This is a genomic window from Gelidibacter sp. (assembly GCF_039916245.1).
Lineage (GTDB): Bacteria > Bacteroidota > Bacteroidia > Flavobacteriales > Flavobacteriaceae > Gelidibacter.
Genome location: NZ_JBDSLS010000015.1, coordinates 1 through 17,224 on the forward strand (window position 1 = coordinate 1; position 17,224 = coordinate 17,224).

Sequence of the window (17,224 nt, forward strand, 5' to 3'; positions counted from 1 at the left end):
ACTGGTATTCACCAATTTTAGTCCCAATGATGAGGCATCTGGAGTCCAATAGTCAAAATGTACATACGTCATAGCAGATACATTTGTTGGGGCGTCATAACTGGTTACGATGCCTGTATAGTTTAACTGTTCGTATTTCCATGTCGCATTACCATCAATGGACACTTCTGTCAATTTAGTTGTTTGAGACCAATTAGGGTTCAGCTCGCTAATGCCAACATTGGTATAAGCATCACTATAAATTGAAATCACATTGGCAGCCGCTAAAGTTGGTGTTGGTGCTGCTGCATCAGGTGTTGTTGGAACTGAAGACTTCTTATAAAAATAGAGGTTGTCAATGAATATGGTTCCTCCACCAGGAGTTCCAACAAGTTTGAATTGGTGAATGTCACTCATGGAAAGTCCTTGACTTGTAAACTCAGACAATGGGATGTTATAACTATTCCACTGTCCAGCTACAAGGTCCTTCTGAACAAACTTTTCGCCAGTGGAGATACTAATCGGGGAAATATCCAAAGCCATATTTTCGTCAGCAGTCCAAACATCGATATGTAAGAATTCCATCTCAGATGCATCTGCGGAAGCGCCAAACTGAATCCCTTGATAATTTAAATTTCCGTATTGAATAATATGATCGCCATTGATGTCCATTTGATGGTAGGTTGTTGATTGACCCCAATTCGGATAAAAATCTGTTCCCGCAATATTATCATAGACATCACTGAATATTGAAATGACATCAGCTGCTGCTCTATTGGGCTGCTTTGGTGCTGCCTGTAGAGGTTGCAGGATTTCGATGACTTCAAACTCTTCTGTATATGAAGCCGTTTCAATAGCCGCGCTGAATGCTGTAACGGTTATCGTATAGGTGCCAGCCTCTTGATAGGTGTGCGTTGTAGTTTCATTATTATTCGACATCACCGGATCACTGCCATCACCAAAATTGACGCTATAGCTCAAGGCGAAATCTGCAGAAGCCGTAACATTGACAGTTTTTGAAATAGCACCATCATTTGCGATGGTCACCATTAAATTTTGAGGTGCCTTAAAAGAAACCACTATAAGTTGGCTAACGACCGTTTTAAGCCCGTTTAATCCATTGGCCGTAATTGTTGCCGTGTAGGTACCTTCTTCATAAGTATGTTGCAAACTTTTTCCAGCTGGCATCACTCCAGAAGGCTCTGAATTATCTCCAAATGCCACGCTAAAACTAACCGCGCCTTCACCTATTGGTGTAATGGTGACTGCTCCAGTGTTATCCTGGCTTACAGTCACTGAAGCTGAGACGTTCGATGGCGGGTCAATATTGTTAACAAAATCTGTATTGACATCATCCTGTGAGCAACCGAAAATTGTCAACAAAATCAGACTTAAACTACATATATATTTTACTGTTTTCATTTCTTTATTTTTTAGTATCCATCATTTTGAGTCAACCCAGAAATATCTATTTCTCGCTGCGGAATTGGAAAAAGTCCTTTTGTTGCCGGATTATAACCTTTACTGCTTAATACACCAGCAGCCTGGCCTGTTCTTACTAAATCGAAAAAACGATCGCCTTCCATACCGAGTTCTAAGCGCCTTTCGTCCCAAATGGCCTGAACGGTTGCAGTGACCCTGTGATTTTGATTACCGAACGCCCTATCACGCACGCGATCTAAATAGGTTTGTGCTAACGCTTGATTTGGAGAAGATGCTCTTAAGTTTGCTTCTGCTGCCATTAACAACACTTCTGAATAACGAATGGTACGTTGGTTGTTTTCGTAGTTCAATTCTGGTTGACCACTGGTTTGTCCTTTTCTTGGCAAATACTTTTTATTATAGAACCCGGTATTTTTGAAAGGTGCCTCTTGATAAGTCACATTTAAACTCGGATTATTTTTAGCGTAAGCTTCCACATTAAAAGTTGTGGCATCCTTTCTTTGATCTCCATCTTGATAGGCTGCTGCCAAGTCTTGAGTAGGTAAGTTTGTACTCCAACCTGAATTATAAGGCATATTTGCTGTTCCATTGAACCCTCTTACACCATTTTGTTGTACGGCATAATTGCCTTGACCTCTGGTAGTACCTCCCCAATTATAATAAGGTTGTCCATTAGAATATTGAACTTCATAGACCGATTCTGGACCATTTTCTCCATCCAATAAAAAGATGCTATCAAAATTGGACACCAAACTAAACGGACCATCTACAACACTTTGAAGTACTGGAACCGCTTCGTTAAATTTTTCTTGATATAAATACACTTTCCCCAATAACGCTTGAGCTGCATATTTTGTAATTCGTCCTTTTTGTGATTGAGCCGTTGGCAAAACACTAATGGCATGAATCAAATCTTTTTCCATTTGCGCATACACTTCAGCTTTTGGAGATCTCTGTAGCGTGCCAAAATCTGAAAGACCTAATTTATGATCCGTAAACAAAACAACATCGCCAAACATTTTAACTAAATTGAAATAGTAAAAAGCTCTTAAGAAATGAATCTCGCCATACAATGCTTCTTTACCATTAAAATTTACCGTGTTTCCTAAAAGATTTACATCTTTATAGCCTATTAAATAATTGGTTCTATTGACGCCTTCATAAGCAGATACCCATAAATCCTGTAATATGCTATTGTTAGTCAAAATGGTATAATCATCCATTTGTTGATAGGCGATTACGTCGGAAGCATTTTCGCCACCTGCAACAGAATTATCTGAAGAAACGTCTCCAACAACAATCACTTGATTTAACCATTGTGTTGGCGAATAACAACTCACAGCCATGGCTTGATAATCGGCCTCTGATTGCAAATAATCCAACTCGGTGACCTGGTACTCATCATGTGGATCAAACTCAACCACATCCGAACACCCCATAAAGATTGAAAGTATGATGATTAACCCTATACTAATTTTTATATTTTTCATACTAATTTATTTTAGTTGTTAAAATTTAAGGTCTAAACCAATTAAAAATGTTCTTGCTTGTGGATACGCCCCTCTATCGATACCTGTATCTAAAATACCTCCAGATATTTCAGGGTCGTAGCCTGTATATTCAGTAAGTGTCAATAGGTTTTTAGCTTGGGCATATATGCGTACTTGACTAAATCCTGTATTTAAGCTTTCTGGTATGGTATAACCTAAAATCAAACTTTTAATTTTGATAAAACTCCCATCTTCCACATAGCGGTCAGAGACCCTGATATTACTGTTCGTATCTGCAAAAGTATATCGTGGATGGGCAGCATTATTAGTTGTTCCTTCGCCAGTCCATCTGTTTAAAATGCTTCTGTCTTTGTTGGTAAACTGCGCATTACGTTCGTAGGCGCGGTAAATATCATTACCTACCGAGGCATACGTAAACATGTTAAAATCGAAGTTTTTATATTCAAACCCTAAATTCCAACCAATATTAAATTTCGGAAACGGATCGCCAATTTTCGTTTTATCTTCATCGTTAATAATGCCATCATTATTAGTATCCACAAAACGAATATCTCCTAATTGCGCTCCTGTTTGTGTCGCATGAGCATCAATTTCAGCTTGGTTTTGAAATAAGCCGTTCGTTTGATATCCGTAAAAATAACCCGGTGTAAAACCCTTTTCGAAACGTGTGGCCAATTGGCTTTGGCCATTAAAATAAGAGCCTCCGGCTATAAATGCCGTACCGTCATTATTTGTTGCGGTCACTAAATTTTTTGAGGATGTAAAGGTGAATGAGGTATTGAATTTTAATGCTCTAGCACCACTGTTCCTGTACCCTACAGTTAGGTCTATACCTTTACTTTCTGTACTTCCAATATTAGATTTTACAGGCTCTGAGGTGCCTGCATATAGTGGCGGTGCATCTGTAAACAATAAGCCTTTGACAGATTTGTTGAAATAATCAACAGTTAAAGATAAATTGTCAAATAAAGTCGTATCAAAACCGATATTGTATTGTGTCTGTTCTTCCCAACTTAAGAATGGATTATTGAACGAGTTTACAGTTGCTCCAGAAACAAATTCAGTTCCGAAGGTATACCCATTGCTATTTGCTGTTGAATTGTAACTTGGTCCACCAATAGTAATGCTAACATACTGGGGATCTACGTTTTCGTTTCCAACGGTACCATAACTCCCTCTCAATTTCAAGAAATTAATGGCATCATAATTAAAGAAGTCTTCATTTGTTACTACCCATCCTAAAGATCCTGCATAAAAGTTTGCAAATTTATTATCTGTACCAAAAGCTATTGATCCATCGCGTCGAGCAGAAAATGATGCTAAATACTTACTTTCATAATCGTAATTTATCCTACTAAAGTAAGATAGGTTTCTTCGTTCTAAATTCTGACTGCTATAGCCGGTATAGGCATCCGTATTTAATTTAGTATTGATTCCTGTAGCTGAGCTTATATCTGCCCAAGCCCAAGAATTGTCCCTAACATCCTGTCTTGTAGTCCCCATTTCATCACCTGTTGATTGGCTTCTGGAGATTCCTAAAACTGCATCAAAATTATGGCTGTCTTTTAAAGTAAAATGATAACTCGCAAAAGTTTCAAATGTATAGTTGAAATTGGAGACTTTCCTTTCCGTAACACTGTTATGAAACGAGGGAATTATGCTTGTGGTACCATCACCGTTATCAACCTCTTGTGTTTTAACAGTACCATTTGAATTGTAATCACTGGACACGTTATTAGGTCCATAATATGCTAACGGTGAAAAGCTTTTGCTGGCTTGATCCCATTTGGTATACCCCAAACGTGAGGTGATTTTAAGGTTGTCCACTATATCGTATTGCAATTCAAATTTACCATAGAGCTTATCCCCATTATTTTTGTTATAAGTGTCCTTTAATCTCTGAACCGGATTGAATATTTCAGACAATAACAAGTTACTGTATCCATAAGTAGCAAAATCATTTGGATTTTTATTATATGGAGACACTGTAGGATCAAAATTTATAGCGTTGCCTAGAATAGAATTAAAGGAATTCTCTGCAATAGATTGATTTTTAATGTTTGCATAACTTGTGTTAACTATAAACTTCAATTTAGACGTTAACTGAAAATCAATGTTCGCCGTGAAATTCAATCTATTAAAATTAGATTTATCACTACCGCCAACAATACCTCCTTGACTTAAATAGCCCGTAGATAAAAAATAACCTACTTTTTCTGAACCACCTCTGGCAGAAAAAGTGTACGAATTTATTTCGGCATCTTTAAAGACTTCATCTTGCCAATCGGTGCCGATTCCTAAAGCAGAAATATCCGGAAAGATTAAATTACCTCCAGACACCACACTACCTTCATTAATGATAGCAGCATATTCTGAAGCATTTAATAATCCGATTTTTCTATCCACAGATTGGAAACCTGTATAAGCATTAAATGAAAATTCTGTCTTCTCATTGTTTCTACCACCTTTAGTGGTCACCACAATAACACCATTTCCACCTTTTACACCATAAATGGCTGTTGAAGCTGCATCTTTTAAAATGTTTATGGATTGAATATCTGCAGAATTTATGGAGTTTAAATCATAGAGGGTCTGAGGTACACCATCAATAATAACGACAGGGTCTGTACCCGTAAACGAAGGAATACCTCGCACTAATACCGTTGGTTTACTTCCTGGTGATCCACTTTGAATAACCGCAACACCTGAGGCATTACCTTGAAGAGCCTCTTCAACTCTTAACGGTTTTAAGTTTTCAATAGTTTCGGATTTTACAGTTGAAATGGCACCAGAAACATCTGTAACTTTTTGCGTACCGTAGCCAATGACTACAATTTCATCCAGGGCTTCTGCGTCTTCTCTTAACAAAATGGTCATAGGTTGATCATTCAAAACCTTTACTTCTTGATTTTGATACCCTACATAAGAGAACACTAAAATTGAATTAATGCCAACAGCATCCATACTGAAGTTACCATCAAAATCTGTCGAAACACCTTTTGAGGTATTCTTAACAATGACATTGACTCCAATAAGAGGTTGGCCACTTGCTAAATCCTTTACATTCCCTTTAACATTAATTGTTTGACCAAATGTTAAGGCTGTAGAAAGGAGAATTAAAAATGAGAGAAATTTTGTTATCATAGTTTAAGACTTTATATGATAAACTTAATTAAATCAACTATCAAAAAGTCAAATATGACCACAACAATGAGCATACACTTCAGAAATTTATTAATTTTTTTAAGATAAATTTATGATTTGTCATATTTGACTGCGATTACCGATGTCATAACAAGTCCGCCACTAAATCGAAATAGTAGTCTATAAAAATGATTTGTTGTGGTAATGTATGGGTAAAAAATAGAGGTGTTGTGGCTTTACAGTTCCAGGATATAATTTGTTAAGCTCGTTTCATGGGTTAAATCCATTTTTTTTCGCAAACGGTACCTTTTGACCTCCACACTTCTCGGGGAAATGTTTAAGAGAGGCGCAATTTCTTTAGAAGAAAGATTTAGGCGTAGATACGCGCATAATTTAAGATCGTCTGGCGTAAGTTTTGGATGTTTGGCTTTTACCTTTTTCAAAAAATCTTTGTCGGCATTGTTGAAGGCTTCCTGAAAAAACTTCCAATCGTCCGTCGTGTTGATGTGTTTGTCAATAATCTTGATAACGGGTTTCACGCTCTTTTGATCTTCCTTACCTTTTAGCTCTTCCTTAATTTGGTTCAAGAATTCGTTCTTTTTAATCAAACTCATGGTAGAGATTGCCAATTCCCTGTTTTTATTTTCGATGTCCTGCTCCAGCTTTTCATTGTGAACCTGCATCAATTGTTGTTCACTCTCCAATTCCTTTAATTCTAAATCCTTCTTGTTCTGTAGCAATAGTTTTTCCTTTTGCTTTCTGTAATATCGTTTGTAGATATAATGCATAATAATCCCCAAACTGATAAAGAGAATAACATATAACACAATCATCACTGTTGAAAGGTACCAAGGTTTCTTTATTTCAAATTGATAGACGGCTTCGGCATTTGACAAGTTATTGCCCACTTTTGAACGTACCTTAAAGGTGTATTTTCCATGAGGTAAGTTTTTAAACAACACTGAAGGCTCTGTCGACCATTGACTCCAAACGTCATAATAGCCCATAAGCTTGTATTGGTATTCTGACTCCAAATACTTATTGTACTCAGCGACACTATAATTGAATTGGATATTATTTTGTTCGTTATTAAAGATTGACGCTTCATCCAGCACCACATGAAATGCTTCGCCGTTAATAGCATAATTGGTTATGGAATTAATAGAAACATTATAAGACTTTAAATCGATCTTATTGAGATCAATGAGCATATAGCCCGACGAGGTGCCAAATAGATAGATATCATTGGCTAGATAAGCTATGGTTTCATAGCCTACCATTTCTTTTCTTAGGGATTTTGGAAGTGGAATTTTAGTAATTATAGGTCGTTCACTAAACTTTCCAGGCGAAACATAGGTAATATTCTTGTTAGAAAAACTCCATAGTTTATCATGTTGTACATCAGCGATTAATTTGCCCGAAGTGTATTCCCCTTTAGGAAAGATACTGCTCAAAATACTGTCCTTTTTAAACAGATGGTTTTGCCTATCATAAACAAAAACACCCTCTTCATAAGCATATAAAATTTGATCTAAATAGGTCACTAAACTCGACCCTGCACCCTTCCCAACGGACGGATCCTTCTTAAAAGATAGAACTTTAGTCCAAGCACTATTAACAGCAATTTCAAACACGCCTTTATATTCATGATTGACAAGAACTTTGAGAGCGTCCACAACGGCAAAATAACGAGAAGAAATATCAAACCCTTCCAGTTTATTCCTAAATGACCACTTTCCATTTTGCTTCTGCAATATATTCAGGCCATTGTAATTCCCCTGAATGATAAGGTTTTGATTATCGGGAAAAGATTGTAAATCCCAGGTTCCGGGAGTTGACGCAATCATTTGCACACGATTATTTTCCACCTCAAAAGTTCCCAAATTATGGCCACAAAAAAGAGTCTCACCAATAATTTTCAAACACCAAACCTGTCCTTTGGTGCCTTCAATAAACTTAAAACGTTGTTTAGAAGCTATCGGTTTATAGAAAAGACCTTGATTAGTACCCAAATACATATTACCGTCAAAAAGTGCAGAGGTGTAAACCGTTCCCAAATCGCCATTTTCGTCATTATAAATGCTTAATGCCGAGGTCATATTGATGCAGTTAATCCCATTGTCAAGCGCCAGCCAGATATTGTTATTATGATCTTCAAATAATGATAATATTGTATTATTAGAAAGGCCATCGGTTTGGTCCATTTTATAAATAAAATCGCCAGAGGCACTTAAATAGACGATCCCATTAGAAATCGTTCCTAACATGAAACCTCCATTTTTCAGTTGAATACTACTATAGACGTTTAAGGCATCAATCACAGGCATTGACGTCAACTTCCATTTGGTAAGTTTTCCATCCTTCCAAATATAGAAACCTTGCTCTTGCGTTTGTATCAAAAGAGCTCCTGCTTGATTGAACATGTTGACAATGGCATTGGTTTTCAAAACAACATCATCAATGATCAATTGGGCTTGTCCGCTTTCTATTTTATAAATGCCATCTTCTAAACTTTGATAATACACCGTATCATCAACTTTGAACATTTTTGTGATGTTATTGTGGGTGTTAATGGTTCTATATGAAGCATCACTGGCATCATAAATATAGATCCTATTGAGCGATTGAAAAAGCACATAATGGTCCATAGCGACGATATTCCAGAACTGCTCATCTTCAATAAGTGGAATGTTCAATTGGTCAGAAATCGAAGTATAATCCAAACTTCCTAAGCTATTTTTCTTCCAATAGCCAAAGTCCATATAACAGCCTGTATAAATAAGATCATCAACAACCTTGACTGAACGCACAATCGACTCGTTAGGCGAAGGATAAAGTTGCCAATTGGCGCCGTTAAATTCTAACAGACCTTTACTATTGGCGACATAAATATAATGGTCATTGGATTGAGAGATGCTCCAGTTTTGGTTTTCTGCACCGTATTCTATGGGTTGAAATGTAGTAATTGGTGGCAACTCCTGGGCATTTAACCAAGTGGAGATACATAGGAGAATATTTAAAATACGGATTTTAAGCCTCACAATCACGAATTACCTGTACAATATATACAATGATTCGATGAATTTCCAAATTTCATAATTCAAAAATCTTTGAACCCTATTAAAATTTGATTGGCGAAGGAATACTTGGTTGTTAGTTTTTCAAATTACCGCAGATTTCCTTAAGATATGAGCATCAGAATCTTGCTCTTTTAAGTGAGAGTATACTGTATGTTTTTTTACCATAGAGCATACAGATAAACGTCAAAACGCAAGGATTTACAAGATGGATTTTAGTTTGGAAAGATGAAAATATACATAGCAGCAACACTAAAGAAGGCCACTCTATGAGGTTTTCCTAATTATTTTTACAGTTTGTACAACCTCTCTTCTATAAAGAGTTTGGTTAAAAAAGTTAAAAACTTCATCCAATTGATCAAACGGAATGGAAGACAGCTCGTGCTTTCCGCCAATCACTTTATGGAAATAAAAGGGCATTTCCAAGGCCGACAATTTATCCACAATGACGGATGATCCATCTAAAATCAGATAGCCTTTTTTCTCTGGTTTACACTTATGATGTGCTGCACTGGCAAAGGGAACTAAGTTATCCGCTGTACCATGAAAAAACACAGATGGTACTGCATTGGCAGGTGTAACATAATCGGCATTAACCATGGCTCCCGCTAGCGAAAAAACGCCAGCAAATTTGACCTGTTCATATTTTTTTAAGTCTTCTATAAAATATTCACGCATATAAACCGCATTGAGCATCCCTTCGGCGCCAGCACTACTTCCTCCTGCGATAATTTTAGTCACATCAGCACCTAACAGCGCCTTATTGTCAAAAATAAATTTGGCCGCATCCATAAAATCAAGGGCTGCACTTTTAAATGTCGATAGTTTTTCGGCTTTTGGAGCATCACAACCAAAACCCGTCAATTGGCCCTTGCGCGTCAGTCGATACGAAATGGAGACACCTAAATAACCTTTCTCCGCCGCAAGTTGCGCCAATTTCACTTCACTCGGATAATTTCTATTCCCTCCAACGAATCCGCCGCCATGCATCCATAACATCACTGGAAGAGAATCAGTCTTCTTGATTTTTTTTGGTGCATAAACGTCCATCTGCAAGGTGTCCATTCCTTTAATCGCATAAGTATAAGTGGTGACTTCTACTTGTGAATAGACGGTCGTTACGAAAAGTAAAAAGCTGTAAAAAATATATTTCCTCATTAGAATCTGTGTCTTAATGGCACGAAAATAGTGGACTTCTATGCAATTCGAGCTAGATTTCTGTAATTTTTTATCTGTGTTTAAAAACAAACCATTGTTCTGTTAATAAAGACTTGAAATTTCTTACTTTTTATCGAATGCTTAGAGATAAACCTTTCAGGTTTTTAAAACCTGAAAGGTTTTTTTAAATTATTATTTCAACTCAAATTCAGCTTTTAAAGTAGCATCCGAATTGGTCCCCACAAACACCTCAAAATCTCCAGGTTCGGCCACAAAATCCAAGTTATAATTATAGAATTTCAAATCTTCCACGGTCAGTTTGAAAGTCACTATTTTGGTCTCCCCTTTTTTGATCTCAACTTTTTGGAAACCTTTTAATTCTCGAACTGGACGTGTTACGGATCCTACCACATCCCTGAGGTATAACTGAATCACTTCCTTTCCATCATAATTCCCAGAATTTGTTACGCTTACTGAGACCTCTATAGTCCCGTCCATAGCCATTTGATTGTTGCTCAGTTTTAAGTTGGAATAATCGAACGTGGTATAGCTCAATCCATATCCGAAAGGAAATAAAGGTTCATTGCGAACATCTAAATAATTGCTTCGGAATTTCTCAAAAGTGCCCTCTTTATTATTCAAAGGACGCCCTGTGTTTTTGTGATTGTAATAAATGGGGATTTGTCCAACATTACGCGGAAACGTCGCGGTTAACTTTCCTGAAGGATTGACATCGCCAAAAAGAACATCAGAAATGGCTAAACCTGCTTCACTGCCAGGAAACCAGACATTCAAAATAGCAGGAACAGTCTCCACCTCTTCTTGAATGGTCAATGGTCGTCCCGTAAACATGACCAAAACCACAGGTTTTCCTGTTTTTAAAAGGGCTTGCAATAAATCCTTTTGTATTTGCGGAATATCAAGATTGGTTCGGCTACTGCTTTCGCCACTCATTTCAGCCGACTCTCCTAAAGCAGCAATAATCACATCCGATTTGGAAGCAATCTCCAATGCTTCCTCCAACATTTGTTGATCTTTACGTCCATCACGTGGAATGTCTTTTCCAAACATGGTTACCCGTTGTTCGTATTCTAAATTCGCATCCAAATTACTGCCTTTGGCATATAAAATCTTAGCCTTATTCCCTACCACAGTTTTCAAACCTTCTAACAACGGATTGGATTTTTCCTGTTTGGTGGCCACACTCCAAGTACCCGCCATATTTACGGCATTGTTGGCCAAAGGTCCGATAAGCGCAATGGTTCCTGATTTTTTTAAGGGCAAGGTTTGTTGGTCATTTTTTAGCAACACCATCGATTCCGCCGATACTTTTCTGGCGAAGTCGCGATGTTCTTTAGTGAAAATTTCCGTTTTGGCTCTTTGGACATCACCATATTTATAGGGATCATCGAACAAGCCTAAATCGTATTTTGCAGTTAGAATGCGCTTCACGGCTCTATCAATCGTTTCCATCGACACTTTGCCTTCCTCATATGATTTTTTCAAGGTGGTTAACAAACCTTCGCCAACCATATCCATATCGATACCGGCATTCAGCGCCATGGCCGAAACCGCTTGTAAATCACCCATCCCATGATCTACCATTTCATTGATGCCTGTATAATCGGTGACCACAAAGCCATCAAAACCCCAATCGGTGCGCAGCAAATCGGTCATCAACCATTTGTTGCCCGTCGCAGGAATCCCATCAATTTCATTAAAAGACGCCATTACGGAACCAACACCGGCATCAATTGCAGCTTTATAGGGCGGTAAATAATCATTATACATGGCGATACGGCTCATATCGACCGTATTATAATCACGTCCGGCTTCGGGAGCGCCATACAATGCAAAATGCTTCACACAGGCCAAAATTGTTTTATTATTGGCCAAGTCGGTGCCTTGATAACCTTTTACCATCGCTATCGCAATCTGGCTTCCCAAGTACGCATCTTCGCCAGAACCTTCTGAAACACGTCCCCATCGGGCATCTCGCGAGATATCGACCATAGGCGAAAACGTCCAGTTGATGCCATCTGCACTAGCCTCAATAGCGGCAATACGAGCTGTTTTCTCAATCATTGCCATATCCCAAGAACTCGATAAGCCCAAAGGAATTGGAAAGGTGGTTTCGTAACCATGGATGACATCCATCCCGAATAACAACGGAATTTTCAATCGGCTCTTTTCCATAGCCACTTTTTGCACGTCTTTGATTTTTTCAACGGTTTTAATGTTGAAAAGCCCACCTACTTTTCCTTCTTCAATTTTTTTGCCGATATCGGAGCTCGTGGCTTGACCTGTTGTGATATCGCCTGCTGAAGGCAAGTTGAGCTGACCCAGTTTTTCATCCAAGGTCATTAGTTTAAGGATTGAATCTACTTTCTGTTCAATCGATTTTTGCGGTTTGACTTGGGTTTGTGCCTGATAGGAATTGCAGGACAGCAAACAGAATGTAAGTGTGCTAAAAAGAACGGCGTTGATAGATGGTAATTTCATTATTTAGAATTTAATTTAGAATTAGAAAATAACCAAGAAATTAATTGAGGCTCCGCAAATGCCGAATCCCAACTATTATGATTGTCTTGGGCGTAAAGAGAAAAACTGGGCTTTCCTCCATATTTTAAAATACCGGAAACCATAGCCACGGATTGTTGCGGGTCAACCACATCATCATTGGCTCCATGGAAAATCCACATAGGAACAGTTTTGGCATAAAATTCTGTAGTTTCAGGGTTTCCTGCACCACAGATGGCGAATGCAGCAGCAAAAACATCAGGTTTTCTGAAAAGGATTTCAAAAGTTCCCATCCCGCCCATAGAGAGTCCGCCAACATAAATCTGATTTTTATCAACATTAGGTTTGGCTAACATTTTCTCCACTAATTGCATCACTAAAGTCATGGATTTTGTGGGTGCACTATCTGACGGAAACTTTAACGACAGTGGCATGGTGCTTCTGTCCACCGTAACATTTGACCAATAATCATTTTCGGGACATTGGGGAAAGATGACAATAGCAGGAAAAGAATCTCTTATTTTATAGAATAATTCGCTGCCATGAGCCAATTGTTTTGTGTTGTCGCTCCCTCTTTCTCCAGCACCATGAAGGAATACCACCAGAGGATATTTTTTGGAGGATTCCAGGCTTTGAGGCCTCATGACACGGTAGTTCAAAGTATCATTTCTAGAGACGAATTGTTCTTGAACAAACGCCTCTTGATGTTGCGCCGATAATTTTAAGGCACTCATCAAGAAGAGCGTTACAATCAAGCCTCTTATATTTTTAAAGTGTAATCTCATGTTGTTTAAATTTTAGGCTTCAGATAAAAATTGCTGAATACCTTTACTATTAATAGGTAAATCCAAGTTTATCAAGACCGTTGCGAACATCTTCATTCTGCATGAACAAATTCCACAATAAGCCCGTACGGTAATTTTCAATCATAATAATTTGAGGACCTTGATCGATGGCCAAATAAGCTTCAGCGACCCAAAAATTATATTCCGGACTGAAGGCATCATAAAACCCTGCCTTTCCCCATAATTTATCTTTCTTCTGATAAAAATAATGCAGGGCGCGCAGCGATTCAGCAGGCGTAAAAGCAATTGAACTTATAGCAGCTGTAGGCGAAATGACCCCTTTATCATTCACAGGACTATGAGCCGAATAACCTAATGACCCGTCGGTGTTTCTGGAATAACTTGCGGTCAGACCCCAACAATCCTTTCCATAATCTTTAAAACCTTTGGGGTTTTGAACACAGTAATCGTAATTAATATTAGCATGATTGGTTACTACATCTTTGTAATGGGCATATTGGTCTACCAAATTGTTTGGATTTAGTCCCAGAAATGAATAATGGCTAAAAAACATAGGCCCTCCAAATTGAGGTGATCCTGCATGATTTAAGATCAGCGGCAAACCGTATTGTACATTTGAAGACTCAATATTGCCATTGCCCGCCCAACCTTCATTATAAACATCGGCAGAAATGGAATGATCTGGAGAAGCAGCGGCCAAAACATAAGTTACCAAGCTCTCATTATAACCTTGGATTTTTAAATTCATCGCAAAAGCGTGATTAGGACTCCAATGCCAATACAACACGTTTTGATTTTGGGTGTACCAATCCCATTCCACACCTTTCCAAAGTAAATCTGCTTTGCTGGCCAATGCTACTTCTGTCGGCGAACCGTTTTTAAAATACTCTTTGATACAAATGAGTCCTTGAACCAAAAAAGAAGTTTCTACCAAGTCGCCGCCATTATCCTGATTACTAAATGGGATCACGCTACCGTTCGTACCATTAAGCCAATGTGGCCAGGCACCGTGAAAGCGATTCGCATTTTCTAAAAAGGTCAGTATGGTTTGCAATTTGGCGACCGCTTCAGCTTTGGAGACATATCCTCTTTCAATGCCCACCAAAATCGTCATGAGGCCAAAACCTGTTCCACCTGTCGTGACCACATTTTGGTCTTGAGAAGGATTGCTTGGAATATAACGTTCTCTTGCCGCTTTTGAATCGGACTGTGCATAATCCCAAAAGTATTTGAAGGTTTCACGTTGTACCAAATCCATCATCTCCACATCTGTCAGCGGAGCGATGACGATAGTGCCATCATCAACAGGATCTGGATCAAATGGCTCCGATGGGGAACTTTTGGAACAGGTAAAAGTTACAAATGCTATAATAAGTAGACTATATATATTTTTCATTAGAAAGTTATATCTAATTCCCGCGAAGGCGGGAATCTCATTATGTCCTCGTGGACAGGTATTTTTTCATTGACACGATCCAAATGGTAATCGGGAGGGAATCTTATTCTATACTGTCAAGGTAAATATCTTTTTTAACCACTATTATTTATGACACGAATCTCACTAATCATATCTCATATCTGAGTCTTGCTCAATCAAGATTTGTAAATGATTCTTCGAAAATAATTACACAAATGGCTGGATATAAAGCTATTGTCATTTTGTTTTCTTAACTTTTAATTTAATTCGCATAAGTGAAACCAAGTTTATCCAATCCGCGTTTGACATCTTCATTTTGCATGAACAAATTCCAAAGCATTCCGGATCGATAGTTTTCAATCATAATTGTAATTGGGCCTTGATCAATTGCCAAATACCGTGGCACAAACCAATTGTCTTCCAGACTAAAAGCATCATAAGGGCCATACTTGCCAATCAAGGAATCTTGTTCGGTGTATAAGTAATGGAGCATTTTCATACTTTCATTCGGTGTATAGGGAAATGAGGCTAAAGCTGCTGTAGGTGTAATCACGCCCAAATCATTTCCTGGTCTGTGGGCATCATAACCATTTACTGAATAACTTGACGACATTCCCCATAAACTATCGCCATAACCCTTAAAGTTTTTCGGATTTTCCACGGCATAGGCATGATGGATTTTAGCTTGATTTTGCACCAATTGCCAATAATCTGCATACTGATCTTTCAAGCCTTTAGGGTTTAATCCCAAATAGGAATAATGTGCCCAAAACATTGGCCCAATATCAGCATCTTCATTTTCATAATAATTTAATATTAAAGGGATATCGTACAAAGAATCTTTAGAAATTATTTTACCATTCAAAGCCCAACCCTGATCATAAACTTCTTTTGAAATAGGATGGGTTGGCGAGGCAGCCGCAAGGACATACATGATTAAACATTCATTATAGCCTCCAATTGGGAAATTCATATCCCAATTATCGGTTGGCGACCAATGCCAATACAGTACATTTTCGCCTTTGGTGTACCAATCCCACTCTACACCTCTCCAAAGTTGGTCTATTTTATGGGCGAGCTGTTTTTCTTGGGCATTACCATTTTTAAAATATTCTTTTACGGTCAACATCCCCTGAATCAAAAATGCGGTCTCCACCAAATCCCCACCGGTATCTTTCTTGCTAAATGGCACCACTTTTCCCGTTTCGCCATTGAGCCAATGGGGCCAAGCACCATGGAAACGATCTGCTTTTTCAAGAAAGTCTACCATTTTTTCAAATCGGCTTAAGGCTTCTTCCCGTGTAACATAACCTCTTTTAATACCCACTAAAAGGGCCATCATTCCAAATCCCGAGCCACCAGTGGTGACCGTGTTTTTAGGACTGGTGGGATAGACATCATCCATATGGAGACGCTCCCTTGCCAGCCCAGAATGAGGTTCAGCACCTTCCCAAAAATAATTAAAGGTTTGTTTTTGAATGGTGTCCAACAAAGGATCATCCGGATTTATTGCGGTAGACTTACTTTCAGATATCTTATTTTCCTGTTTTTTATCATTGGAATTGCAACTTAAAAAAAGCAATAAAAAAGGAATCCAAAGTGTCAAAATTTTGGTTGAAAGTGTATTCATAAAAATCATTAAATAAAAATTATTAGGTAAAATTAATTTCAGCCACCTTGATTTTAAACTATCTGATTATTGGTACGTATTTCTATACTTGAGACCCCGCAAAAAGCGGGGTTAGTTCGACCAGCGCAATTCTAAACAACGCCAAGGCATTGTTTAGAATTGCGGGTCTCACTAAAATTTTAGCTGCATTTCGTCACCAAAATGCAGCCAAAATCAAATGAAACTAACTCAATAAAAAAAATGGTGCGGGCGTCAATCTGATTTAGAACATGAGGGATTTAATTTCTGATTGTGACAAGGCTTTATCAAAAATCCTCAGCTCATCCATAACACTTAAATCAGATTTGTGACCCCATTCTGTAAATCGAGGTGCTCCCGACATAATGGACATCAATTCACAATCCGTCCAATTCACTCCTGAAAAAGCACCTTTTGAGGCAATTTCCCCATTTATATATATGACGCATTCTGTTGGAGAAATCGTAAAGGCCAAATGAATCCATCCGTTATTTGTAGTTGGATCTATGGTCGCCGCAGCG

The 17,224-nt window shown here is 38.2% G+C and carries 10 protein-coding genes; all 10 read right to left on the reverse strand.

The genetic code is table 11. The features are described 5' to 3' along the window. A partial coding sequence (locus tag ABIQ28_RS01100; RefSeq protein ID WP_348034906.1) for a PKD domain-containing protein occupies positions 1 to 1,401 on the reverse strand: 1,401 nt, incomplete at its 3' end. Between the two features lie 11 nt (positions 1,402 to 1,412). Then, a complete protein-coding gene (locus ABIQ28_RS01105; protein WP_348034907.1) occupies positions 1,413 to 2,912 on the reverse strand; it encodes a RagB/SusD family nutrient uptake outer membrane protein in 1,500 nt (499 codons plus the stop codon). Between the two features lie 18 nt (positions 2,913 to 2,930). Beyond that, a complete protein-coding gene (locus tag ABIQ28_RS01110; protein ID WP_348034908.1) occupies positions 2,931 to 6,077 on the reverse strand; it encodes a TonB-dependent receptor in 3,147 nt (1,048 codons plus the stop codon). Between the two features lie 236 nt (positions 6,078 to 6,313). Next, positions 6,314 to 9,118, reverse strand: coding sequence for a triple tyrosine motif-containing protein (locus tag ABIQ28_RS01115; RefSeq protein ID WP_348034909.1), 2,805 nt, complete (start codon positions 9,116 to 9,118; stop codon positions 6,314 to 6,316). A gap of 303 nt (positions 9,119 to 9,421) precedes the next feature. Then, a complete protein-coding gene (locus tag ABIQ28_RS01120) occupies positions 9,422 to 10,312 on the reverse strand; it encodes an alpha/beta hydrolase (RefSeq protein WP_348034910.1) in 891 nt (296 codons plus the stop codon). A 192-nt stretch (positions 10,313 to 10,504) separates the two neighbouring features. Continuing rightward, entirely contained in the window at positions 10,505 to 12,814 is a 2,310-nt protein-coding gene (gene bglX / locus ABIQ28_RS01125) for a beta-glucosidase BglX (RefSeq protein WP_348034911.1), read from the reverse strand. Then, entirely contained in the window at positions 12,814 to 13,617 is an 804-nt protein-coding gene (locus ABIQ28_RS01130; protein ID WP_348034912.1) for a prolyl oligopeptidase family serine peptidase, read from the reverse strand. The genes bglX and ABIQ28_RS01130 overlap by 1 nt, the downstream gene beginning before the upstream one ends. Positions 13,618 to 13,666: 49 nt before the next feature. After that, positions 13,667 to 15,034: a glucoamylase family protein gene (locus ABIQ28_RS01135; RefSeq protein ID WP_348034913.1), complete on the reverse strand. Its 1,368-nt coding sequence runs from the start codon at positions 15,032 to 15,034 to the stop codon at positions 13,667 to 13,669. Between the two features lie 283 nt (positions 15,035 to 15,317). Continuing rightward, positions 15,318 to 16,685: a glucoamylase family protein gene (locus ABIQ28_RS01140; RefSeq protein ID WP_348034914.1), complete on the reverse strand. Its 1,368-nt coding sequence runs from the start codon at positions 16,683 to 16,685 to the stop codon at positions 15,318 to 15,320. Between the two features lie 262 nt (positions 16,686 to 16,947). After that, a partial coding sequence (locus ABIQ28_RS01145) for a LamG-like jellyroll fold domain-containing protein (protein WP_348034915.1) occupies positions 16,948 to 17,224 on the reverse strand: 277 nt, incomplete at its 5' end.